This window comes from Peribacillus kribbensis DSM 17871, assembly GCF_000430765.1.
Lineage (GTDB): Bacteria > Bacillota > Bacilli > Bacillales > DSM-1321 > Paraperibacillus > Paraperibacillus kribbensis.
Genome location: NZ_KE387238.1, coordinates 357,185 through 380,330, shown reverse-complemented (window position 1 = coordinate 380,330; position 23,146 = coordinate 357,185). Strand labels below are relative to the sequence as shown.

General features: G+C 44.1%; 18 protein-coding genes, 1 pseudogene and 1 riboswitch. All 19 genes and pseudogenes read left to right on the top strand.

The genetic code is table 11. The features are described 5' to 3' along the window. Positions 1–10 precede the first annotated feature (10 nt). The 19 genes and pseudogenes from H539_RS0115655 to H539_RS0115550 all read left to right on the top strand — a co-directional run bounded on the left by H539_RS0115655 (position 11) and on the right by H539_RS0115550 (position 22,973). Positions 11–1,726: an ABC transporter ATP-binding protein gene (locus H539_RS0115655; protein WP_026694298.1), complete on the top strand. Its 1,716-nt coding sequence runs from the start codon at positions 11–13 to the stop codon at positions 1,724–1,726. A 173-nt stretch (positions 1,727–1,899) separates the two neighbouring features. Next, entirely contained in the window at positions 1,900–2,895 is a 996-nt protein-coding gene (locus H539_RS0115650; RefSeq protein ID WP_245602194.1) for a sugar-binding protein, read from the top strand. A 3-nt stretch (positions 2,896–2,898) separates the two neighbouring features. Further along, positions 2,899–4,380, top strand: coding sequence for a sensor histidine kinase (locus H539_RS0115645; RefSeq protein WP_180321055.1), 1,482 nt, complete (start codon positions 2,899–2,901; stop codon positions 4,378–4,380). Then, positions 4,364–5,929 (top strand): response regulator, encoded by a 1,566-nt coding sequence (locus H539_RS28750; protein WP_245602201.1) that lies wholly within the window; start codon positions 4,364–4,366, stop codon positions 5,927–5,929. The genes H539_RS0115645 and H539_RS28750 overlap by 17 nt, the downstream gene beginning before the upstream one ends. Positions 5,930–6,171: 242 nt before the next feature. Further along, positions 6,172–7,233 (top strand): galactose/glucose ABC transporter substrate-binding protein MglB, encoded by a 1,062-nt coding sequence (mglB, locus tag H539_RS0115630; protein WP_026694295.1) that lies wholly within the window; start codon positions 6,172–6,174, stop codon positions 7,231–7,233. Positions 7,234–7,413: 180 nt separating this feature from the next. After that, a complete protein-coding gene (gene mglA / locus H539_RS0115625) occupies positions 7,414–8,916 on the top strand; it encodes a galactose/methyl galactoside ABC transporter ATP-binding protein MglA (protein WP_026694294.1) in 1,503 nt (500 codons plus the stop codon). Positions 8,917–8,929: 13 nt separating this feature from the next. Next, positions 8,930–9,937: a galactose/methyl galactoside ABC transporter permease MglC gene (mglC, locus tag H539_RS0115620; RefSeq protein WP_035322714.1), complete on the top strand. Its 1,008-nt coding sequence runs from the start codon at positions 8,930–8,932 to the stop codon at positions 9,935–9,937. 191 nt (positions 9,938–10,128) lie between these two features. Beyond that, the gene (locus H539_RS0115615) at positions 10,129–10,563 is read left to right on the top strand and encodes a hypothetical protein (protein WP_026694292.1); all 435 of its coding nucleotides are present in this window, start codon (positions 10,129–10,131) and stop codon (positions 10,561–10,563) included. 5 nt (positions 10,564–10,568) lie between these two features. After that, positions 10,569–12,995, top strand: a complete 2,427-nt coding sequence (locus H539_RS0115610; RefSeq protein ID WP_026694291.1) for a molybdopterin-dependent oxidoreductase — start codon at positions 10,569–10,571, stop codon at positions 12,993–12,995. A gap of 188 nt (positions 12,996–13,183) precedes the next feature. Continuing rightward, positions 13,184–13,951: an alpha/beta hydrolase gene (locus tag H539_RS0115605; protein WP_026694290.1), complete on the top strand. Its 768-nt coding sequence runs from the start codon at positions 13,184–13,186 to the stop codon at positions 13,949–13,951. A gap of 137 nt (positions 13,952–14,088) precedes the next feature. Next, positions 14,089–15,570: an amidase family protein gene (locus H539_RS0115600; RefSeq protein WP_026694289.1), complete on the top strand. Its 1,482-nt coding sequence runs from the start codon at positions 14,089–14,091 to the stop codon at positions 15,568–15,570. A gap of 337 nt (positions 15,571–15,907) precedes the next feature. Beyond that, positions 15,908–16,690 (top strand): sugar phosphate isomerase/epimerase family protein, encoded by a 783-nt coding sequence (locus H539_RS0115590; protein ID WP_026694288.1) that lies wholly within the window; start codon positions 15,908–15,910, stop codon positions 16,688–16,690. 22 nt (positions 16,691–16,712) lie between these two features. After that, positions 16,713–17,258, top strand: coding sequence for a GNAT family N-acetyltransferase (locus tag H539_RS0115585; RefSeq protein ID WP_051348616.1), 546 nt, complete (start codon positions 16,713–16,715; stop codon positions 17,256–17,258). 413 nt (positions 17,259–17,671) lie between these two features. Continuing rightward, the gene (locus tag H539_RS0115575; RefSeq protein ID WP_026694286.1) at positions 17,672–18,112 is read left to right on the top strand and encodes a peptidylprolyl isomerase; all 441 of its coding nucleotides are present in this window, start codon (positions 17,672–17,674) and stop codon (positions 18,110–18,112) included. A 469-nt stretch (positions 18,113–18,581) separates the two neighbouring features. Then, positions 18,582–18,845, top strand: a pseudogene (locus H539_RS28745) (peptidylprolyl isomerase); the annotation flags it as partial. A 156-nt stretch (positions 18,846–19,001) separates the two neighbouring features. Next, a complete protein-coding gene (locus H539_RS0115565) occupies positions 19,002–19,427 on the top strand; it encodes an organic hydroperoxide resistance protein (protein ID WP_026694285.1) in 426 nt (141 codons plus the stop codon). 239 nt (positions 19,428–19,666) lie between these two features. Then, positions 19,667–19,772, top strand: a riboswitch (SAM riboswitch). Between the two features lie 208 nt (positions 19,773–19,980). Beyond that, complete coding sequence (locus H539_RS0115560; RefSeq protein WP_026694284.1) at positions 19,981–21,078, top strand: 5-methyltetrahydropteroyltriglutamate--homocysteine S-methyltransferase; 1,098 nt, start codon at positions 19,981–19,983, stop codon at positions 21,076–21,078. Between the two features lie 130 nt (positions 21,079–21,208). Further along, positions 21,209–21,643, top strand: a complete 435-nt coding sequence (locus tag H539_RS0115555) for a DMT family transporter (protein WP_026694283.1) — start codon at positions 21,209–21,211, stop codon at positions 21,641–21,643. A 148-nt stretch (positions 21,644–21,791) separates the two neighbouring features. After that, complete coding sequence (locus H539_RS0115550; RefSeq protein WP_026694282.1) at positions 21,792–22,973, top strand: iron-containing alcohol dehydrogenase; 1,182 nt, start codon at positions 21,792–21,794, stop codon at positions 22,971–22,973. Positions 22,974–23,146 lie beyond the last annotated feature (173 nt).

Sequence of the window (23,146 nt, the reverse complement as noted above, 5' to 3'; positions counted from 1 at the left end):
AGAAAGTTTAATGATCAGGCGTTTCTTTCAATACTATAAGCCCCATAAAAAACTATTTATCATCGATTTTTCAAGTTCCATCATAGTGGCTCTGCTTGAGCTTGCGTTTCCGCTTGCCGTTCAGTGGTTTATTGATACCCTGCTGCCTGGCGAGGACTGGCCGGCCATCGTTTCTGTAAGCATTGGCCTCCTGGTCTTTTATATAATCAGTACCTTTTTGCAATACATTGTGAATTACTGGGGGCATATGCTTGGAATCAATATTGAAACCGATATGCGCCGGCAGCTGTTTCAGCATGTCCAGAAGCAGTCATTTTCTTTTTTTGATGGTACAAAGACAGGTCATATCATGAGCAGGATCACAAATGATCTTTTTGATATTGGAGAGCTTGCCCATCATGGACCGGAGGATTTATTCATCGCGGTCATGACATTTGCCGGTGCTTTTTGGATCATGTTCACGATCAATATGAAGCTGGCACTTATCGTTTTGATCATCCTGCCGTTTCTGGTGTGGCTGATCGTATACAGCAATGTCCGGATGAATAAAGCATGGGATTCCATGTACAGTGAAATTGCGGATGTCAATGCCCGGGTGGAAGACAGCGTCTCCGGTGCACGCGTGGTACAGTCTTTTACAAACGAAGCGTATGAAAATAAAAGGTTCAATCTCAATAATCAGCGCTTTCGGAAGGCGAAGTTGTCGGGATACAAGGTTATGGGCTTCAGCTCCTCGGGAATATACATGCTTACAAGGCTCATTACTTTGGCCGTTCTTGTAGTTGGTGCGTGGTTCAGCTTTCATGATCAGCTGTCATATGGAAAGCTGGTTGCGTTTCTTCTATATGTAAATGTACTTTTCAAACCTGTCGATAAAATCAGTGCCCTGATGGAGCTTTATCCGAAAGGGATGGCCGGATTTTCGAGATTTATTGAAATGATTGACAAGGAGCCTGACGTGAAGGACCGGGAGGGGGCAGAGGACGCAGGTCTTCTTACAGGCGATATTGCCTTTAAGGATGTTTCCTTCAGCTATGATCAGAAAAAGCCGGTTCTAAAAGATATTAATCTAAAGATCCAATCAGGGGAAACGGTAGCCTTTGTAGGCCCAAGCGGTGCAGGCAAGACGACCATCTGCTCACTAATCCCCCGTTTCTATGATACAGATGCTGGGACCATTACCATTGATGGACTGGACATCAGGGAAGTGACCAAAAAATCTTTAAGGTCGCAGATAGGGATTGTCCAGCAGGATGTATTTCTGTTTACTGGCACATTGAAGGAGAATATTGCCTATGGAAAATTAGGGGCTTCCGATAAAGAGATTATTGAAGCGGCCAAGATGGCACACCTTGAAAGCTTTATATCGTCCCTGCCTGACGGCTATGAAACTCAAATCGGAGAGAGGGGACTGAAGCTTTCGGGCGGTCAAAAGCAGCGAATCGCAATCGCCAGGATGTTCCTGAAGAATCCTCCTATCTTAATTTTGGACGAAGCAACCTCTGCTCTTGATACAGAAACGGAAAGGATCATTCAGAATGCCCTCGCCGAGCTGGCCAAAAACCGCACCACACTGATCATCGCTCATAGGCTGGCGACGATCAAAAATTCAGACAGAATCATCGTTGTCACCGAGGAAGGAATTGCAGAACAAGGCAGCCATGATGAACTGCTTCAGCAGGATGGGATCTTTGCAAACCTGCATCGGGTCCAGTTTCAGCAGTGAATCATTTCAGGTGCTCATATAATTGATAGAATGCAGGAAAAGGCCTCTGCTAAGACGGCCTTTTCCTGCATATGGGATGAAAGCCCTTTCGAAAAAGTATTGACTTTGCCCCTGATACTACATAAATTAGACATAAGATGCTAGATACCAAACACCGAATGAGGGAGATCGATTTGAGCAGATTATCCACCGCAGCTTATACTCTTGGCGCTTTACTTTTTCTAGTCAGCTGCTCATTTGCAGTCTATTACGGCTCGAAGGTCGTATCCCATCAGCTTCCCAGAGAAAAAAAGAAGACAACCGAATATAACTATCATTTTGTTCTTGTTCCTGAGGAACTAGATAATGAATATTGGAGGCTGGTGGAAAAAGGGGCTAAGGAAGCAGCCAGAAAATATGGAGTGATGCTTGAATATGCGGGTCCAAAGCAGGCAAATATAGATGACCATCTGAAAACCATTGAAATGTCTGCAGCAGCCAAGGTCGATGGAATCATGACCCAAGGGTTAAGCGATGAACAGTTTCCTCCTTTGATTGAGCACATTGTTGGAAAAGGGATCCCTGTCATAACCGTCGACACGGATGCCGCCGGCAGCAGGCGCCTGGCTTACATAGGAACAGATAATTATTACTCTGGATTCCTTGCTGGAAAGGCTCTGCTTGCGGATACAAAGGGAGAGGTCAATGTCGCAATCATAACAGGAAGCTTCCATAGAAATCATCAAGTGCAGCGTGTCCAGGGATTTAAGGACGCATTGAAAAAGGAGAAAAACATCCATATAGTGGCGGTGGAGGAATCAGATATCAGCAGGGTGAAGGCTGCAGAAAAGGCGAATCAGATCATCCAGGAACATCCTGAGGTAAATGCCTTCTTTGGGACAAGTGCACTGGATGGGCCGGAGATCGCTCATGTTGTGAAAAAGTACAGAAAGCAGAATGATATTTACATTCTTGGTTTTGATACGCTGCCAGAAACGATACAGCTGATGCGCCAGGGAATTATCAAGGCGACGGTCGTGCAGCAGCCCTACGAGATGGGATATGGAGCTGTAAAGATGATGATTGACATTATCAAAGGAAAAAAAGTGCCTCCGATCGTCCATACAGAAACACGCATACTAAGAAAAAAAGACATCCGTTCAGGTGATTATGATAGTGGAGGAGAATAACCCATGATGATCCGCATACGATCAAAGCTTCTCTTATACTTCATTGTGCTGGTTGTATTGCTGACATCGGTAGGCTTTTTTTTCTATAATAGCAGCGAAAAGCTGATGAATGAGTATGATGGAGGATTCAAGCGTTTCCTCTTTTTAAATGACATCTCGCAGCGGACCAATTTAATGACGGAAAAGCTGCACGCCTACATATTGGATAAACAGCCGGCATATCTTAAGGAATATAGGAAAGAAAAACTGAAGCTCATCAGGGACCAAAATAAATTGTATACCGAATTCACAAGCAGCAATACGAGCTTAGTAAACTATAAAAATATGATTGACAGTTTTCTGGATGAAGGAGATGCGACTCTTGGCGCCTTGAAAAAGGATGAGATCAATTCCTATTCCAGCCATTTTAATGAAGTAATAAAAATCAACGGCTATCTCCAGGAAAGCACGCTGGCCCTGTTAAATAATAAATTGACAGAATACCAGAAATTTTACAGTCAGATGGAGGAGCAGAACCATTATTATAAATTGATGTCTCTCTCTTTGTTTTCAGCGGCAGCCATTTTAAGCGCCCTGCTGGCGTTCTGGATTTCCGGTGGAATCACGAAGCCTATAAGCTCCCTGTCAAGAGCTGCCAGGGAAATATCCAGAGGCGATCTGCAAGGAGAAGATATTAAAGTTACGACTAAAGACGAATTGATGCCTTTGACTGAAACATTTAACCAGATGAGGGCAAACCTGAGGCAGCTGGTAAAAGAAATCAAACAAAAATCAGAATTGGATAAGCTTTTGAAGGAGCTGGAGCTAAGGAGCCTCCAAAATCAAATCAACCCCCATTTTTTATTTAATACGCTGAATACTGTCTCAAAGATGGCTTATCTTGAAGAAGCTGAACAAACATCCAGACTTATTGAAGCTGTTGCCGCCTTGCTGCGCTACAACTTAGGGGATGTAAATAAGGCGTCTACTTTAAGAGATGAAGTAAGGATTGTAAAGGAATATTTTTTCATACAGCGCACTAGATTCGGAGAAAGAATCCAATATATCACAGATATTGATGATCGATGCCTTGATATGGGAATCCCTTCTATGATTCTGCAGCCTATTGTCGAAAACGCATTCATTCATGGTGTGGAATCCTATGAGGATAATGCAGAAATCCGGCTCCATATTTTTAAACGAAATCATACCGTACAGATTGAAATACGAGATAATGGGCGCGGAATGGACAAGCCGACCAAGAACCGTTTGCTAAAGCTTCTTGATGGAAAGAACGGGGAAGAGCACATGGAGCCTGATAAAGTGAACAGCCATTCAACAGGGATTGGTGTAAAAAATGTCATAAGAAGGCTTCAGCTTTTTTATCAGAGGAATGATGTAGTGGAGATCGAATCAGAACTTCACAAAGGGACGGCTTTTATTCTTATCATTCCAGATGAGATAGAGGGGAGTGAAGAGCTTGCTGAAAGTGCTTATAGTGGATGACGAGGTCCTGGAAAGAAAGGCTTTGACCAAATTCATCAGCAGTTCTGATGAAGAAGTAGAGGTGATCGGCGAGGCACCGAATGGGAGGAAAGCCATCGAACTGGCGAAAAATCATTCTCCAGACATCATATTTATGGATATTAAGATGCCGGGAATTGACGGGGTCCAGGCAGTAAAGGAAATTAAGAAGTTTAGCTCTTCTATCAGATTCATCATGGTATCTGCCTTTAATACCTTTGAATATGCAAAAGAAGTGATGCGGCTGGGAGTGAAGGAGTATATCCTGAAGCCAAGCAGCAGGCAGGATATTTTAGACAGCTTAAAACGCGCAGCAGGGGAAATTCTTGAAGAACGAAGAATAGAGGAGGAACACCGCCATTTAAAGGAAAACCTGACTCACGCTGTATCATTGGTTCAGAAAGAGTGGATCACCTCACTGCTGGTCAATCAGGTACAGGATATCAGTTTTGACGAGTGGGGGCAGCTCTTGGGTCTGGAGGTTGCACATGGTTATATAGGAGTGTTCGCTATTCAGCCGTTAAATGGAAAAAATCCTTCGGAAAATGAAGTGCAAAAGTGGTATATGTGGCTGAGGGATGCTCTTAAAACAGCTGCCAGGAATGAAGAGATTATGGCGGGCTCTCTAAATGATTTGAAGATGCCTGTGTTATTCCTCTGCAAAGCCCAATTAAAACGAAGTCAGATCAAAACAAGTGCACAAAATATCCATATTACACTTCCTGGCTTATTTAAGGCACAATTTCCTAACGCAAGGCTTCATATCGGAATCGGTTCTCCCTATAATGAAGCGCGCGAATTGCACCTCTCTTACCATGAAGCAGTTTCAGCCATGGAGAACGGCAGTATAGCATCCAGCCAAAAAGCGGCCAGGGCAAATCCGCTTGATGCCGAAAAAAAATTATTGGAATCTATACAGCAGGGTGATACTGTCCAGGTAATGGCTGATCTCGGAGTATATGTGGAGAATCTTCATAATGAGGAAGAAGGCATTGGATTCAAGAAGTCGTTTGAGGAACTGTTTGTTCTGATATCCAGGATGCTGCACGATTTTGGTATTACCTCCCAAACGCCGCCAGCCTTCGTTGAATCAGAAACCCCAATTAAGATCATTGAAAAAAGCAAATTATATCTGCTCACAGCTGTACAGCAGGTACAGACGTTTAGAATGAATCATGCAGGAGGCATTCTTTATAAAGCAAAAGAATTTATTGAAAAGCATTTCTCTGAATCTATTACCCTTGAACAGGTTGCCGAATATGTGGAATTAAGCCCCTTTTATTTTAGCAAGTTATTTAAGGAACGTTTTGGAATGACGTTTATCGATTATGTGACTGATATACGAATTAATAAAGCGAAAAAGGAAATGACCGATCCAGGGAAAAGCATGAAGGAAATTTGCTTCTCCGTCGGCTACAAGGATCCGAACTATTTCAGCAGGGTATTTAAGAAAATGACCGGCCACTCCCCTTCTGAATTCCGCAAATCAGTTTTGCCGGCCAATACGGCGTCTGAAGTGAATTTATCATAATGTCTGATAGGAGTCTGTCCCCCCATACGAAAAATGGGGAGGCGGGCTCCTTTGTTAGCAGGGATATTTTTCAAGAAGATTACAGGAATGTTTCAGGGATTGCAAAATAATCTAGGAAAACGCAAATTAGTGCTATTGATTCAGTCTGTGCGTATTGACATCTCCATGCTAGTATTTATGTAAGGGCTTACACACCGTGTAGGCAGCTCACAATTCTAATTTAGTATTTTAAAAGGAGAATGATGATGAAGAAAAAGCAACGATTATTTTTATCAGCAGCAGTAGCTACGAGCCTTCTGCTTGCAGCAGGCTGCAGCAGCAGTTCATCCGGAGGGTCAGGCGGCTCTGGCGGTAAAAAAGGTGAAGCGGCAGTAGGAGCAACCATCTATAAGTTCGATGACAACTTCATGTCTTATGTTCGCCGTGCGATGGAAACAGAAGCAAAAGGAAAAGTAAACCTGATGCTCAACGATTCCCAAAATGACCAGGCAAAGCAGACTGAGCAGGTGGATACTCTGATTGCCAAGGGTGCAAAGTCACTGGCTGTAAACCTTGTCGATCCTAAAGCGGCACCGACTATCATTGACAAAGCGAAGGCGAAGAATCTGCCGGTTATCTTCTTCAATAAGGAGCCGGACGAAACCGCAATGAAGAGCTATGACAAGGCCTATTACGTAGGTACAACATCTTCCGAATCCGGTGTGATCCAGGGCGGGCTGATTGCTAAAGCCTGGGAAGCCAATAAAGCTAAATGGGACAAAAATGGCGACGGGAAGATCCAATACGTACTGCTGAAGGGGGAGCCTGGACATCCAGATGCTGAAGCCCGTACAAAGTATGCAGTGGATACTGTTAAGCAAAAAGGAATAGATGTAGAGCAGCTGGCTATGGACACAGCGATGTGGGATGCCACTAAGGCAACAGAGAAAATGGATGCCTGGATTTCCAAATACAATGACAAGATTGAATTGGTAATCGCAAACAATGACGGAATGGCCCTTGGAGCCATCTCAGCGCTTGAAAAAGCGGGCTATTTTAAAGGCGACAAGTTCATGCCGGTTGTGGGTGTAGATGCAATTCCGGAAGCGCTTGAAATGATTGAAAAAGGCAAAATGATTGGAACCGTACTGAACGATGCGAAAAACCAGGGTAAAGCAACGGTTGATCTAGCCGCTAATGCTGCAAAAGGGAAAGATGTGCTGGATGGAACGGATTGGAAGCTTGATGATAAAAAAGCGGTCCGTGTTCCATATGTAGAAATTACAAAAGACAATATTCAGGTTGGTAAAGACGCGTATAAATAATCTGCTTTCTGGAGCAGCGCCTGTGCCGGGCGGACTGAAAACACCCGGCAGGGCGCTCCTCGAACAAAGGAAAAGATTTTTGCTTTTCCTTCGTTCGGGGCATCTCTTAAAAAGTTAGAACAGGATATGCAGAAGCCTTAAGACATAACACTTAAGTTCAATTGCAGAGGAGGATAGCGGATGTCTGAAGCGGGCAGCAAAATTTTACTGGAAATGCAGCATATTACGAAAAGATTCCCGGGTGTTACCGCCCTGGATGATGTCTCACTAATAGTGAGGGCAGGCACCGTACATGCATTAATGGGAGAAAACGGAGCAGGAAAGTCCACCTTGATGAAATGCTTGTTTGGCATCTATTCAATGGATGAGGGGAAAATCTTCTTCGAAGGACAAGAGGTTTCGTTCGCAAATTCAAAGCAGGCGCTTGAAAGCGGAGTTTCCATGGTACACCAGGAATTAAATCAGGTGCGGCAGAGAAATGTAATGGACAACATCTGGCTCGGGCGGTATCCGAGAAAAGGCATTTTTATCGATGAAAAGAAAATGTATGAAGATACGAAAGCAATCTTCAAAAGTCTTGATATTAATATCGACCCCCGCCAGAAGGTTACAAGCCTTTCGGTATCCGAAATGCAGATGCTGGAGATTGCGAAGGCCGTTTCTTATGGATCTAAGATTATCGTAATGGACGAGCCGACCTCTTCGTTAACAGAGAAGGAAGTAAATCATCTATTCAGGATTATAAAAAAGCTGCAGGATGATCACGTGGCCATCATTTACATTTCACACAAAATGGAAGAAATCTTAAAAATATCAGATGAAGTCACCATCATGAGGGACGGCCAGCATATTGCAACCAAATATGCCGAAGATCTCACCACAGATGAAATTATTAAATTGATGGTGGGCCGGGATCTTTCCCACCGTTTTCCTGAGAAAGTGAATCATCCGGAGAACGTGATATTAAAAGTATCCAATCTTACGGCAGAAACACAGCCTTCCTTTAAGGAAGTGAATTTTGACCTTAGAAAAGGTGAAATTCTTGGAATTGCCGGGCTGGTTGGGTCAAAAAGAACCGAGGTCCTTGAGGCGGTATTCGGAATGAGGGCTCTGCAGTCAGGAACCATTGAGCTTCATGGCAAACAGGTCGATAACCATTCACCTCAGCATGCGATCAAAAATGGATTTGCCCTTGTGACGGAGGAGAGGCGTTCGACAGGCATTTTCCCGGAATTAAGCATCAGCTTTAATTCCATCATCTCGAATCTGCCTCAATACAGAAAAGGAATTTTTCTATCCGACAGCAAAGTGCATGATGACACGAAATGGGTCATTGATTCCATGAAGGTAAAAACACCCTCACAAAAGACGTCGATTGGCTCCCTTTCAGGAGGAAACCAGCAAAAGGTAATTATCGGCCGCTGGCTGCTGACAAAACCGGATGTCCTGCTGCTGGATGAACCAACACGGGGAATCGATGTCGGGGCAAAGTTCGAAATCTATCAGCTTATTAATCTCTTAGCGGCTGAAGGAAAGGGAATCATCATGATTTCCTCCGAAATGCCTGAACTGCTGGGTGTAACGGACAGAATTTTAGTCATGAGTAATGGACGAGCCGCTGGTATCGTAAATACAAAAGAGACTTCACAAGAAGAAATTATGAGATTGGCAGCTTTGTATTAGGAGGAAATGAAGAATGAACCTGAATGTTGTAAGAAAATGGCTGTTTGATAATGTCATTTATGCAGTTTTACTTTTATTAGTGCTTGTAATCATAGCGGTTTCTCCAGATTTCTTTACAGTTACCAACTTAATCAACATTTTAAGTCAATCGTCTTCCCGTATCATTATCGCCCTGGGGGTTGCCGGTATCCTGATTACGGCCGGCACCGACTTGTCCGCTGGCCGGATGGTCGGTCTTGCGGCTGTCATTTCTGCATCCATGCTCCAGGCAGGCGACTATGCCTATAAAATGTATCCGAACCTTCCTGACCTGCCGCTGTTTGTGCCTATATTAATCGCAATGGCTGCAACCGGCCTGATCGCCGCCTTGAACGGTGTGATTGTATCCAAATTGAATGTACCGCCGTTCATTGCCACACTCGGCATGATGATTGGTGTATACGGCCTCACCTCCATCTATTTCGACAGGCCGCCATACGGAGCACAGCCAATCGGCGGGCTCAGCCAAAAGTTCACAACATTCGCCCAGCGCGGCATCAATATTGGCGGTACGGAAATTCCTTATCTCATTTTGTATGCCATAATCGTGTCGGCCATCATCTGGGTTGTCTGGAATAAAACCCAGCTTGGTAAGAATATGTATGCAATCGGGGGAAATCCCGAAGCTGCCAAAGTATCAGGAGTTAACGTAGCGAAAAACCTGATTATTATCTACACAATTGCCGGTCTTCTATACGGCCTTACAGGAACACTAGAAGCAGGACGTGTAGGAAGTGCCACAAACAATACAGGTAACATGTATGAGCTTGACGCCATCGCAGCCTGCGTGGTCGGGGGCGTCTCCCTTACAGGCGGTATCGGAACCGTGCCTGGCGTTATCACAGGCGTGCTGATTTTCCAAGTGATCAACTACGGACTCGCCTTCCTTGGAGTAAGCCCGTACATCCAGTTCATCGTAAAAGGCGCGATCATCATCGTTGCTGTTGCGTTTGACATGAGAAAACATACGAAGAAAAAATAATAAACAAAGTAGAAACACTGGGCAGTCTCTGTGCCCGGTGTTTTTTCATTTTCTATTTCAGAGATACAGGCAGCCTGTTGTAGGGTAAATGGTCATAGAATTGTCAGAGAATCTTCTGCCCTGGTTTACAACCGGAGAAATAAGGAAAAATTCAAATATAGATATAAATACTCTGAAAGAAGGGGAAAAGTGTGAAGCATCTGCAAAATCTTTTTTCCACAGTGCACAGCAGCACGGAAGAGGTCCTGAAGGAAATTATTTCTTTTGACCACCCGCTGGTTACAATCTTGACGGTTTCGCTTCAGGAGCAAAAGGAAGTATTGGAAAAGCTGCTTCCTGAACTGGAGAAGGAAGAGGAAGTGAAACTGGACACCGTTAAGGAATACATAAGCATCGTTTACCATAACCATGAAATTTCTTATCCTATGTTTCAATCATGGAAGAGGGCGGGTGAGTGGATGAATCTGTCCTCACAATCCGCAGCGGAAAGGCTGGAGCCCGCTTTTCCTGAGATGAAGAGAAATCTGGAGGCAGCAGCAGAAGAACTGAAAAATATCTATGGAGCAGAGAATATAAAATATGTGGTCCCTTCCTTTTATATTCCTTCTGTTCAAAAGGAGGCCTGAGAATAATGGCATGGGAAAAGGAACGGATTGACAGTCATGTGTATTCGCAGGGAGAGGTGGATAAATGGGTGTACAGCACCTGTAATATCTGCTCGGTAGGCTGTGGCTGCTATGCGGCTGTAAAGGATGGAAAAATAGTGGGAATCAAGGGCAACGGGAAGCATCCCATTAACCGGGGCAGGCTTGGGCCAAAAGGGGAAAACCAGTGGTATGCCAATAATGCCAGTGACAGGCTTACCACTCCCCTCGTCCGTGATGAATCAGGAAATTTAATCCCGGCAACCTGGGATGAAGCCATGAACCGGATCACGGAGCAGGCGAAAAAGTCTCTAAGGGAAAAGGGGCCGAACAGCATTGCGATTTATTCAACGGGCCAGGGGTTCCTGGAAGATTACTATACAATTGCCAAGATCGGCAGGGCTGGGCTTCAAACGCATCTGCTGGATGCGAATACCCGCCTGTGTACTGCAACGACCGAATTCTGCCTTTTGCAGTCGTTTGGGGCAGATGGGACGCCCGCTTCCTTTGATGACATTGATGAAACAGAAACTCTTATGTTATTTGGCCATAATCCAGCCGAAACAGGCACGGTACTATTTGAACGTATTATGGAGAGAAAAAAACGGACGGGAAAACCGTATCTCATCGTCGTCGATCCGAGGAAGACACTTTCTGCCATGGAGGCCGATCTCCATCTTCAGCTGTATCCCGGCTCCAACGTGGCATTGCTGAACGGGCTCATTAACGGCATGATCCAGCAGGGAAATCTTGATCATGATTTTATCCAGAATCACACCATAGGAATGGATGGAATGAAAAAATCTGTTTCTGAATGGTCACTAGAAGAGACGGCCAGTTTTACAGGTATAAGCCAGGATCTTTTACAAACAGCCATTCACAGGCTTGGGACCACATCTTCGCTTGTCACAACCACTCTCCAGGGTACTTTCCAGAGTGCAGATGCAACCACGGCCTGTGTGGCGATAAATAATCTTCATTTGATGCGCGGGCTGATCGGGAAGCCTGGCTCGGGCCCTCTTCATATGGCAGGGCAGCCTAGTTCTTCGGCGAACCGGACCGCGGGCGGGGTAGGGACGTATCCAGCCCACAGGAATCCTATGAATCCCGATCATATCGAAGAGATAGCTGCTCTTTGGAATGTGGATAAGATGGTCCTTCCGGTTGGTCCTGAAAAAGGGATTGAAGAACAGATTGCCATGATGGAAAGAGATGAAATAGGGCTTTTCTGGAATATCGGGACAAATTCCTTAGTGTCGCTCCCGAACCGGCAGAGAGCTCGAAAAGCACTCGAAAAGACATTTGTTGTCGTACAGGATCCTTTTTTAACTGAGACAACCTCAGTCGCGGACGTTGTTCTCCCGGCTGCTCTTTGGGGAGAAAAAGAGGGAACAATGGAGAATGCGGACAGGACGATTAATCTATTGCGCAAGGCAGTAGATCCTCCCCATGGAGTGAAATCAGATTTTGACATTCTGCTCGATTTTGCCAGACGTATGGATTTTACGGACAAAGATGGAGACCCGCTGATTTCCTATCATAGCCCGGAAGAATGCTTTGAGGAATTCAAGCTTGTTTCGAAGGGCCGTCCCTGCGATATGATGGGAATCACATATGAGAGGCTTGAGAAATATAACGGGCTAAGATGGCCGGTAAAGGACGAAGAATCAACAGGTACTCCCCGGCTGTACGCAGACTTTCAATTCCATACAAATCCGGATTATGCCCAAAGCTTTGCAAAGGACCAGGTGACAGGCCGTGCCTTGACAAAAAAAGAATTTACGGATTTAAACGCAGATGGCCGTGCTATCATTCACCCGACAAGGTTTGTCCCGCCTGCAGAACAGCCCAATGATGACTATCCATTTTGGCTTACCACAGGGAGGCTTGTCTGGCATTGGCATACCCGGACAAAAACAGGACGTGCTCCAAATCTCCATATGGCCGCACAGCATGCGTATGTGGAAATTCATGAAGAAGATGCCAAAAAGCTGGGTATCATTCAGGGAGAAGTCGTGCGGATCTCTTCACCGCGGGGATGGATCAGCGTACCGGCAAGGATAGGGGAGGCAGTGCAGAAAGGATTGGTGTTCGTTCCGTTCCATTTTGGAAGCTGGGAGAAAAAAGAATCCGCCAATGAGCTTACAGCTGATTTTGTGGACCCTTTATCCAAGCAGCCGACTTTCAAGCAGTCTGCCTGCAAGATTGAAAAAATCAGGAAAGAACATAGACCGGAGACAGGAGAATCCCTGGAATTCATTGCCGGCCAATACGGATTACGAGTGGAGGATCTTAAGGCCGCGAATAAGCTCACAAATCCTTATCAAATCCAAACAGGGGAAACTCTTGAAATTCCTTTGTCTGTCATTAATACACCCATTCCGCCTTATATGCCATACCGGCAGAAGATGTAACACAAAAAACTGTCTCATGAAGGTCTGCACTCTTCAGCATGAGACAGTTTTTTTGAAAAATAAAAAAAGAAATTGACATGGATCCTCCACTTCCGTTATATTAAATCCTATAAAACTCATAGGAATAAAATGTTTTGAAATAGATGACGGAATTTTATAAAGAGTAAGAAAGAGGGGGGCGTCATTAGATGGGCAGACAGCATTTTTTCATTCCCTGGGACCGCAGAAATCTTTCAGCATCATTGGATGTGCCTGAAGGGGCATGGTCAAAGCTTCCGCTGATCATCATCTGCCATGGCTTTATCGGCAGCAAGACCGGGGTGAACCGTCTGTTTGTTAAAGCAGCGGAGGAATTCAATAAGGCTGGGGCTGCCGTATTAAGGTTTGATTATACAGGATGCGGCGAGAGTGAAGGGGAGTACGGGCATACCCGCTTTGAGGAGATCCTCAGTCAAACAAGAACAGTTGTAGATTATGCATGTTCATTGGATTTTGCTGATTCCGAGAATATATTCCTCCTTGGCCACAGTCTGGGGGGAGCGGCGGCAGCCATAAACGCTTCAAGGGATGAAAGAATCAGGAAACTGCTTCTTTGGTCTGCTGTCGGAAATCCATATCAAGACATAACAGAGATACTCGGCAGTGAAAGGGTCTCAAGGCTTCAGGCTGGACAGGCTGTTGATTACGCAGGATTTGAATTTACGAGAAAGTACATTGATTCCTTGAAAGGCTACCTGACAGGACATGCATTAAATGATTATAATGGAAGCGCACTTTTGATTCATGGTTCTGAGGATAAGGAAATCCCTTGTTCATATAGTATCGAATTTAATAAGAAAAACAAGAACTGCAGTCTTCATATTGTAAAGGGGGCATGCCATACGTACTCTACGGAAAAGCACTTTAGAGAGCTTATGCAGGCGTCTCTTCAGTGGTTTAACAAAGAGCTGCAGTAATCAGGAAAGCGGCAGGTGTCCAGGCATCTGCCGCTTTTTCCCATAATGAATTCCTCCTGCTTACATAAAGCGAGATTTAAGGTATAATCAGTTAAGAATAAACTGAAAATTCAACAAAGTATTAAGGAGCCATAACCATGAATAATGAAAAACTAGCAGTGCTATATAAAGAGTGGCTGCAGGATGCATCAATTGAAGACATGCAGTTTAAAATGGATCAAGGAGAGCTGTCAGCAAGAGAGCTTACACTTCTTTATTTAAAGAGAATAAGTGAACTGGATAAAAAGGGGCCAAGCATTAATTCTGTCCTTGAAATCAACCCAGATGCCCTGCAGATCGCGGATGCCCTTGACGCCGAAAGAAAAACAAAGGGTGCGAGGGGGCCGCTGCACGGAATTCCCTTATTGATTAAAGATAATATAGATACAGGAGACAAGCTGCATACAAGCGCTGGATCGCTTGCGCTTGCAAATTCGTTTGCTCCATCTGATTCTTTTGTGGCTGCCAGTCTTCGGGAAGCAGGGGCGATCATCCTGGGTAAAACGAATATGACGGAATGGGCCAATTTTATGACAGACAATATGCCGAGCGGCTATAGCTCAAGGGGGGGACAGGTACTGAATCCTTATGGTCCCGGAAAATTTGATGTGGGCGGTTCCAGTTCAGGCTCCGGAGCTTCTATTGCTGCAAGCCTGGCGGCTGCTTCTGTGGGAACAGAAACATCCGGCTCGATTTTGAGTCCGGCCAGCCAGAATTCTCTGGTGGGAATCAAGCCAACCGTCGGCCTCATCGGCAGGACCGGCATCATACCTATCGCACATACCCAGGATACGGCAGGTCCCATGGCCAGAACGGTAGGAGATGCTGTGATTCTTCTAAATGCTCTCAGGGGGCAGGACCCTGCTGACCCTGCGACAGGTGCCAATCGTTTAGCATCTGTCGATTTTACGGCCTCCTTAAAGAAAGATGGACTTCAAGGGAAAAGAATCGGGATTGCGAGAGAGGTTTATTTTGATTATCTCAGTGAAGAAAAACAGCACATCCTTGACTCTGCTATAGAGGTGCTTAAACAGCAGGGAGCAGTGATCATAGATCAAGTGGAGATTCCCTCGAGCAAAGAGGACTGGAGCTATGATGTACTCACCTACGAATTTAAGGCGGATTTGAATGCCTACCTAAGCAGGCTCACAGGCAGTGTTCAATCACTGGCAGATGTGATCGCGTTCAACGAGACAGACCCGGAAAATAGGCTGAAATACGGCCAGACGCTGCTGATTGAAGCAGAAAAAACAAGCGGGAGCCTTACAGAAGCCGATTATTTAGATGCTCTTGAAAAGGATTACTTCTTATCCACCGAAAAGGGAATTGATGCTGCGCTTGAACAGCATGGGCTTGATGCCATTGTTTTTCCTAATAACATCGGAGCAGGCATCCCGGCTAAAGCCGGCTATCCTTCCATCACGGTGCCGGCGGGCTATACGGAGGAAGGGGAGCCTGTTGGGATTACCTTTACAGGAACCGCGTATAGCGAGCAGCAGCTGATCGAAATCTCGTATTCCTATGAACAGGCGGCGCCTGTCCGGAAGGCTCCGGTTTTTGAAAAACTCACCGTTAAATAAGGTTCTCCTTTGAAGGGGCTGTCCGGAAAGTGGGGTAAACCGACGTGCTGGACACCCTTCTTATACATGCAAGTGATCTTCTTGACAGGCAGAAGTGTCAGATGGGGTAAACAGTGCCAGCTCCCTTGTATGTGCTGATCCCGGGCTGATAAATCCGCAGATGATGAAATCAGTCGAACAAAACAAAAGCAGGAGGAGAAAACTTTTTGTTTTCTCCTCCTGCTTATTTCAGGGACTTATTGGACACCTCCTTGCTTCTTTTTTCCGTTTTTAAAGGGATTTTTACGATGAATAGCCAATTTATTTCATATCAGAAAATCTCAGAGGAGGAAGAGAGATGTTCAATATTGGGCTCCAGCTGTGGACAGTAAAAGAAGAGACAGAAAAGGATTTTGAAGGGACATTAAGGAAGCTGGCTCAAATGGGGTATCCGGGAGTTGAATTTGCTGGGTTTTACCAGGCCTCTTCTCTGTGTTTAAAAGAACTGCTGCAGGAAACAGGTCTTAAACCTGCCGGAAGCCACACCCCGCTTGAGGAACTGATACAAAAGCTGGAGGAAGTTCTTGATTATAATAGGGGGATAGGAAATAAGTTGATCGTCCTTCCCTGGCTTCCTGAACAAAAAAGGAAGACCGCAGTGGCTTATAAGGAAACTGCTTCGCTACTTAATGAGATAGGACAGAAATGCAGGGAAAATGGGTTTATGTTCGCTTACCATAACCATGATTTTGAGTTTCAGCGATACGGGGAAGGAACAGGGCTTGATATTCTCTTGAAGCATACTTCTCCTGAAAACGTGAAATTCGAGCTTGATAGTTACTGGGCTGTTTATGCTGGTGTGGATCCGATTGCGTTGATGAGGGAACATCCCGGTCGGTTCATCTCCCTGCATCTAAAAGATATGAAAATCGGGGACGGAGAGAAGAGAAGCACAGAACTTGGGACAGGCACGATCGATATTAAAAGCCTGATTACGGCTGGAATGGAGCAGGAAATCGATTGGTATATCATTGAACAGGAGCAGTTTGAACAAAGCCCTGTCGACAGCTGTAAACAAAGCCTGCAGTTTATCCTGGATCTTAAAAAGGAGCTCTTGACCAGCTTAATTGATCACGCTTAAATAACCTTACAGGAGAATGACCATGCTTACAGGAAATCGAATTGTTTTAAAACAAATGGAAGAATCGGATGCAGCCGCATATACAGATTTATTGATACGGAACCGCCATGTCTGGCAGGCTTTTGAACCTTCAAGGAGCAAGGAGTATTATACGATTGAAAACCAGAGAAAGGCCATCCGTGAAGACAAGGAATTATTTAAAAAAGGGCGAGCTTATAATTTTGGAATTTTCCTAAATGACAATGGCGGCCTGATCGGTGATATAAGTCTTTACGATGTGAAAATGGGATTCTTCCAATCGGCATCAACAGGTTATTCCATTGATACAGACCTTACAGGCAAAGGCTTTGCAAGTGAGGCGCTCGATTTAATGATTACCTTTGCCTTTCAGACCTTGAAATTGAGAAGGATGGAAGCAGGTGTTTCACCAGAGAACCCCCGCTCTATGCGGGTACTTGAGAAAAACGGCTTTAGAAGGGAAGGATTGATGAGAGAGAATCTGCTTATCAATGGTGAATGGAAGGATCACTATCTGTATGCACTTCTTGCAAAGGATTTAGATGGATAGTGGAAAAAGAATCATAATTGAAGAGTTTATTTTAATTGATGAATCACTAAGAAATAAAAGTCAGTCATCTTCTGAAAAAGCTAATAGAGTTAAGCAGGGCTTAGGTTCTGCTTTTTTTGTTATAATTAAAAGCATCAGGAGCAGGTCAGGAGGTTAGATAACATGGAGAAAGACATTGGAAAAAGGTACAGGACATCCTAGAGGCAATACAGAAGCTACATAAAGATATGTCAGAGTTTAGAGGGGAAATTGGCAATAAGATAGGCAAGATAGAAAGTAATGATGCTGAGGTATTAAAGCTATTAAAGCAGATAGTAGATAAGATCAGGTAGGGCATAAGCTCTGTATTTCCTTTTGGTATCATATAATGTTATTATTATAATTGATTTTTACTTACTAAAGGAGATGTTATCATGGCTAAAAAAGGATATATAGTAATGGAAAATGGAGAAAAAATGGAGCTTGAATTTTACCCTAATGAAGCTCCTAAAACAGTAGCTAACTTTGAAAAATTAGCTAATGAGGGCTTTTATGATGGAGTTACATTCCATAGAGTAATTCCTGGATTTGTAAGTCAGGGTGGAGATCCCACAGGAACAGGAGCAGGTGGTCCAGGGTACACAATTAAATGTGAGACAGTTGGAAATCCTCATAAACATGAGGCAGGCAGCTTGTCTATGGCTCATGCAGGAAAAGATACAGGTGGAAGTCAATTCTTTATTGTACATGAGCCACAGCCTCACCTTAATGGAGTACATACAGTCTTTGGTAAAGTTACATCTGGTCTAGAGACAGCTCTTAACATGAAAAATGGGGATAAGATGCAAGAAGTAAAAGTATTTGATGCAGAGTAATTATAGTAGGAATTAACTAGGGTAGGTGCAAAAGCACCTGCTCTTTTTTTATGTCTTTTTGGCTCAGTCTGTCACACTTGAAAATAATTATCTAATGGGAGTAGTGACAATTGGACAAGGGAGAGGTCACTAAATGGCTTAGACTTTGTACAAAGTAAAATAGATGAGTATAAGGCTAAAAAAGAAGAGCTTTCTTCTCAACTTAATTCATTAAAAGATGAGATTGAAAAGACTCAGGTAGAGTCAGATGATTTAGAAAAGTTAAAGGTACAGCTAGATAAATGGGTAGATACTTTTAAAAACTCTGTTAGCTTAGATGAAAAGAAAGCTATGCTAGGACAGGTGCTAGAGAAGTAGCTGTTACTAAAAAAAGGATTGTACTTAAATTTAAGATAGCAATTCAAAATGCTTTATTGAATGAGATTGGTACTGTTGAGGATGTAAATAATTTAGGGGAGGGTAAATGACTCCCGTTCCAACAGGCACTGGCGGCCCTGGATATACGATCAAATGTGAAACAGCAGGAAATCCCCATAAGTATGAACGCTGCTCACTTCCCATGGCTCATGCAGGAAAAGATACTGGCGGATCCCAATTCTTCATCGTTTATGAGCCGCAGCCGCATCTAAACGGTGTGCATACTGTATTCGGTAAGGTAGTTGAAGGAATGGAGTATGTGGATGACATCCAGCAGGGTGACAAAATGAAGGAAGTAAAAATCGTAGAAGAATAATCATTACTAGGGAAGCTGTCTCACTGCATGGAGACAGCTTCTTTTTTTAGACAATAAATATATTATGTAAACTTTAAGTGCAGTGTTCTTAATAGGTTTGAAGCGTGTATACTCGGGAAAAATACAAGAGTATTCAATCCAAGGGAGGTTTTACTAATGGGAGTATTGTTTACTGCATCTGCTACATCAAGAGGAGGACGAGCTGGTACTGTCCGTTCGGATGACGGGGTCATTGATTTCCAGCTTGCCAATCCCAAAGCTTTGAATGGGGAAGGCGGGAATGGGACAAATCCCGAGGCACTTTTCGCTGCAGGGTATTCAGCGTGCTATAATTCTGCATTGGCCCTTATCGCAAAGAAGGAAAAGCTGAACGTCGATCCGGTTGTTACCGCTGATGTCAGCCTGCTTAAAGATGAAAGTGATAATGGCTTTAAACTGGCAGTAGTATTAAATGTGGATATTGATGGAGTTTCTAAGGAGGAAGCACAGAGCCTTGCTGAAAAGGCGCATCAAATGTGTCCGTACTCCAAGGCTACAAGAGGAAATATTGATGTGGAACTTCAAGTGAACGCCGAAAAATAAAGCTTGTATAATTCTTTTTATCATGTTATATTAATAAAGCGATGAGCTGAATTGTGTAAGCCGAATGACATGCCTTAAATGGCAAGCGCAATGTGGAGTGTTGTCATTCGCCTCAATACGCGGGCACCTGATACGTCAGGTGCCTTTTTATTGTTTTATTACTTCATTCATTTAAAATAGACTATTTACTTTTCCGTCATAATGTTATATGATTTATGAATATTCTTACTATAATAAAAACCTTATCATGAGCGGTGGAGGGACTGGCCCTATGAAACCCGGCAACCCCTGTTATTTATAACAGCTGGTGCTAAATCCTGCAGAATTTACTCTGGAAGATAAGGAAGGGATCATTGGCCGTATTGTGCGATAACGCTCTTCCTTTTATAAGGAGGAGCGTTTTTTACGTCCTTGCGGCTTTTTAAAAGTCTGTTTTTGGTAAGGTGTATGGCAAGTGACATAGAGGTTGTTTCAAATTTAGTTTTCAGCCGCTATACACGTTTGAAAATCGACCACTTTTTTAGAAATCAGCATCTTCAAGGAGGAAATTGAAATGACAAAAACGTTAACGCAGATACCATTCCGCGCGGATCATGTGGGAAGCTTTTTAAGGCCCAAAAGATTAAAGGATGCAAGGAAGAAGAAGCAGAATGGGGAAATTACAGCAGAAGAGCTTCGCGGCATTGAAGATGAAGAAATCATCAGGCTGATTGCAAAGCAGAAGGAAGCGGGACTCAGTGCTGTGACAGATGGGGAATTCAGAAGAGCCTGGTGGCATTATGATTTCTTGGCAGGCCTTGATGGCGTAGAGCTGTTTGAAGCGGAAACAGGCTTGAAGTTTAAAGGAGTGGAAACCAAGCCTCATGGAATCAAGGTAACAGGAAAAGTAGGCTTTACCGGCCACCCTATGCTGGAGCATTATAAGTTCCTGCACGAGGCTGCAGGCGATACGACTGTCAAGTTTACCATTCCGAGCCCAAATATGCTGCTTCTTAGAGCGGTCATTGAATCCTATGAAAACCGTGAAGCATTACTAAGCGATCTGGTAACAGCTTATCAAAAAGCAATCAAAGAATTTTATGAAGCAGGATGCCGGTATTTACAGCTCGACGATACTTCATGGGCAGCGTTCTTTTCTGAGGAAGGAAGAGAGAAATTAAGAAAAGAAGGGGAAGATCCTGATAAGCTGGCTCTGACCTTCGCTAGGGCTGTCAACGAATCCATTGCAGGCAAGCCAGAGGATATGACGATCACCATGCATATTTGCAGAGGGAATTATAAATCCACCTATATGTCAAGCGGAGGATACGACAGTGTTTCTGAAATCATTTTTGGCAGGCTGAATGTTGATGGGCTGTTCCTTGAATTCGATGATGAAAGGTCTGGAGGATTCGAATCGCTCAAGCATGTAAATCGTGAGGATCTAAGAATTGTCCTTGGCTTGATTACGTCTAAAAATGGTGAATTAGAAAACCCCGAAAGAATTAAAGCACGAATTAAAGAAGCGAGTCAGTATGTTGATATCAGCCAGCTGTGCCTAAGCCCTCAGTGCGGTTTTGCATCCACAGAGGATGGGAATATTTTGTCCGAAGAGCAGCAGTGGGCAAAAATAAGGCATGTGATCAATATTGCCCGTGATATTTGGGGATAATTAAAAATATGGAAGACCCGGGATCCGGGTCTTTTTTCTGGATTCTTGTCAATAAGTCCAAAATATGGACAAAAAGCGATATCTACCTGTATACTTTCCCATAGTAAAGAAACGTAAGGAGTTATAAATCATGAAATTCATTTATCCAATTCTTGCTTTGATTGGGGGAGTGGCCATTGCATTCCAGGCACAGATTAATGGAGGCCTTGGAAAAAAGGCTGGCTCAATTGAAGCAGCCTTTATCTCGTTTTTAATCGGGACAGCCGCTTTATTTTTTGTTACCATCTTCTTTGGTAAAGGAAGCGTCATTGCGGCAGGCTCTGTGCCGAAGTGGCAGTTAATCGGCGGCCTCTTGGGAGCATTTTATGTTTTTATTATGGTCCTGACAGTCCCGAAAATCGGAGTGGCAACCACGCTTATTTCTGTTATTGCAGGACAAATCATCATCGGCTCAATCATTGACCACTTTGGATTGCTGGGCGGGGTAAGAGTACCAATCGACGGCAAAAAAATAGCAGCGATTCTCCTGCTCTTTGTGTCCTTATATCTATTTAATAAAAAATGAGAAGCAGGCGTTTGCCTGCTTCTTTTTTGATAGCATGAAAATAATCAGACCGTCCATTTGGATTTTACAGAAAAGTCACTCGAAAAGAAGGGATTTGCAGTTTGTGTGCCCAATAATACTAATGAGGCCATTAAAACTTGGAGGTATGTTGATGAACTACAGTTATCATTGTCCAACAAAGATTGAGATGGGAGAAGGAAAATCAAAAACTCTTCCCGAGCTATTAGGAAAAATGGGGGCAGGAGCTTCTATCATGCTAGTCAGTGATCCAGGAATCATCCGTGCTGGATTGATTTCCGGTATTAAGGATTCTCTTGAAGCAGGCGGCTATCGGGTAACGGTATTTGATAAAGTGTTTCCAAATCCAAGGGATACAGACTGTATGCTTGGAGCAGAGGAGTTCCGGATGAACCGTATAAACACAGTGGCAGCCATTGGGGGAGGCAGCGCCATGGATACCGCAAAAGCCATTGCTTTATGCGGACCGAATGGAGGCATTCCGTCTGAATATGCAGATGGCAAAAGAAGCTATGGACAGACGGCACCATTGATCTGTATACCCACAACAGCCGGAACCGGTTCTGAGGTGACGAGATCGGCCGTCATCACTGAACAATCTACTCATCGGAAAATGACATTGAAGCATGCGAATCTCCGGCCCCAATTAGCGGTGCTGGATCCTGAACTGACTCTCAGTGTTCCGCCCGACATTACTGCCGCCACAGGGGTGGATGCGCTTGTTCATGCAATAGAGGGATATACATGCCGGGTGAGCAACCCTATCTCTCAGGCACTTGGGGCAAGTGCCATTTCAAAGATCGTCAAGGCTCTTCCGCTCGCGTACCAAAATGGAGAAAACAGGAAGGCCCGGGCAGAAATGCTGGAAGGCAGCCTTTTGGCCGGACTTTGTTTTGGTTCAGCTGACGTAGCAGCCGTCCACTGCCTGGCCGAAGCACTTGGGGGACTCTATGACACCCCGCATGGTGTAGCGAATGCAATATTCTTACCGCATGTTTTGGAATATAACATTAGTGGCCACGAAGAAATTCATGGCCGGATTGCCAGGATTGCCGGCTTCGCTGCTGAAAAAGATTCAGATGAAGAAGCAGCAGAAAAGCTGATAAAGGGCATTGTTGAACTGACGGATCAAATAAACATTCCAAAACTCAAGCAGCTTCCTGGAGTAAAGAAGGCCGATTTTGAGCGGATTGTAGAGTTATCAATGAATAACAATTCAACCTCAAGCAATGTAAAAGAAATCCTTCCTCAGGATTATCTTCAGATTTTAGAAAAAGCTTATAGCGCTGTTCCTGCTGTATTATCAAACTAAGTGGAATTATTCTCTCCAAAATAACTGGGCATGAGCCCATGCCATTTTTATTTTTTTGCATAATCTGGACTGTAACCCAATTTGAGGAGAGATAAAATGTTTAGAAAGAAAAAACCAGATGAAAGAATGGGCGGCTATGGAATGGGAGGATACCCAGGAATGGGCGGCTATCC

Bases quoted from the DNA above. Each gene is read 5' to 3' on its own strand.
- H539_RS0115655 (WP_026694298.1), top strand. From the start codon at position 11: ATGATCAGGCGTTTCTTTCAATACTATAAGCCCCATAAAAAACTATTT.
- H539_RS0115645 (WP_180321055.1), top strand. From the start codon at position 2,899: ATGATGATCCGCATACGATCAAAGCTTCTCTTATACTTCATTGTGCTG.
- mglB (WP_026694295.1), top strand. From the start codon at position 6,172: ATGATGAAGAAAAAGCAACGATTATTTTTATCAGCAGCAGTAGCTACG.
- mglA (WP_026694294.1), top strand. From the start codon at position 7,414: ATGTCTGAAGCGGGCAGCAAAATTTTACTGGAAATGCAGCATATTACG.
- mglC (WP_035322714.1), top strand. From the start codon at position 8,930: ATGAACCTGAATGTTGTAAGAAAATGGCTGTTTGATAATGTCATTTAT.
- H539_RS0115610 (WP_026694291.1), top strand. From the start codon at position 10,569: ATGGCATGGGAAAAGGAACGGATTGACAGTCATGTGTATTCGCAGGGA.
- H539_RS0115605 (WP_026694290.1), top strand. From the start codon at position 13,184: ATGGGCAGACAGCATTTTTTCATTCCCTGGGACCGCAGAAATCTTTCA.
- H539_RS0115600 (WP_026694289.1), top strand. From the start codon at position 14,089: ATGAATAATGAAAAACTAGCAGTGCTATATAAAGAGTGGCTGCAGGAT.
- H539_RS0115590 (WP_026694288.1), top strand. From the start codon at position 15,908: ATGTTCAATATTGGGCTCCAGCTGTGGACAGTAAAAGAAGAGACAGAA.
- H539_RS0115585 (WP_051348616.1), top strand. From the start codon at position 16,713: ATGCTTACAGGAAATCGAATTGTTTTAAAACAAATGGAAGAATCGGAT.
- H539_RS0115575 (WP_026694286.1), top strand. From the start codon at position 17,672: ATGGCTAAAAAAGGATATATAGTAATGGAAAATGGAGAAAAAATGGAG.
- H539_RS0115565 (WP_026694285.1), top strand. From the start codon at position 19,002: ATGGGAGTATTGTTTACTGCATCTGCTACATCAAGAGGAGGACGAGCT.
- H539_RS0115560 (WP_026694284.1), top strand. From the start codon at position 19,981: ATGACAAAAACGTTAACGCAGATACCATTCCGCGCGGATCATGTGGGA.
- H539_RS0115555 (WP_026694283.1), top strand. From the start codon at position 21,209: ATGAAATTCATTTATCCAATTCTTGCTTTGATTGGGGGAGTGGCCATT.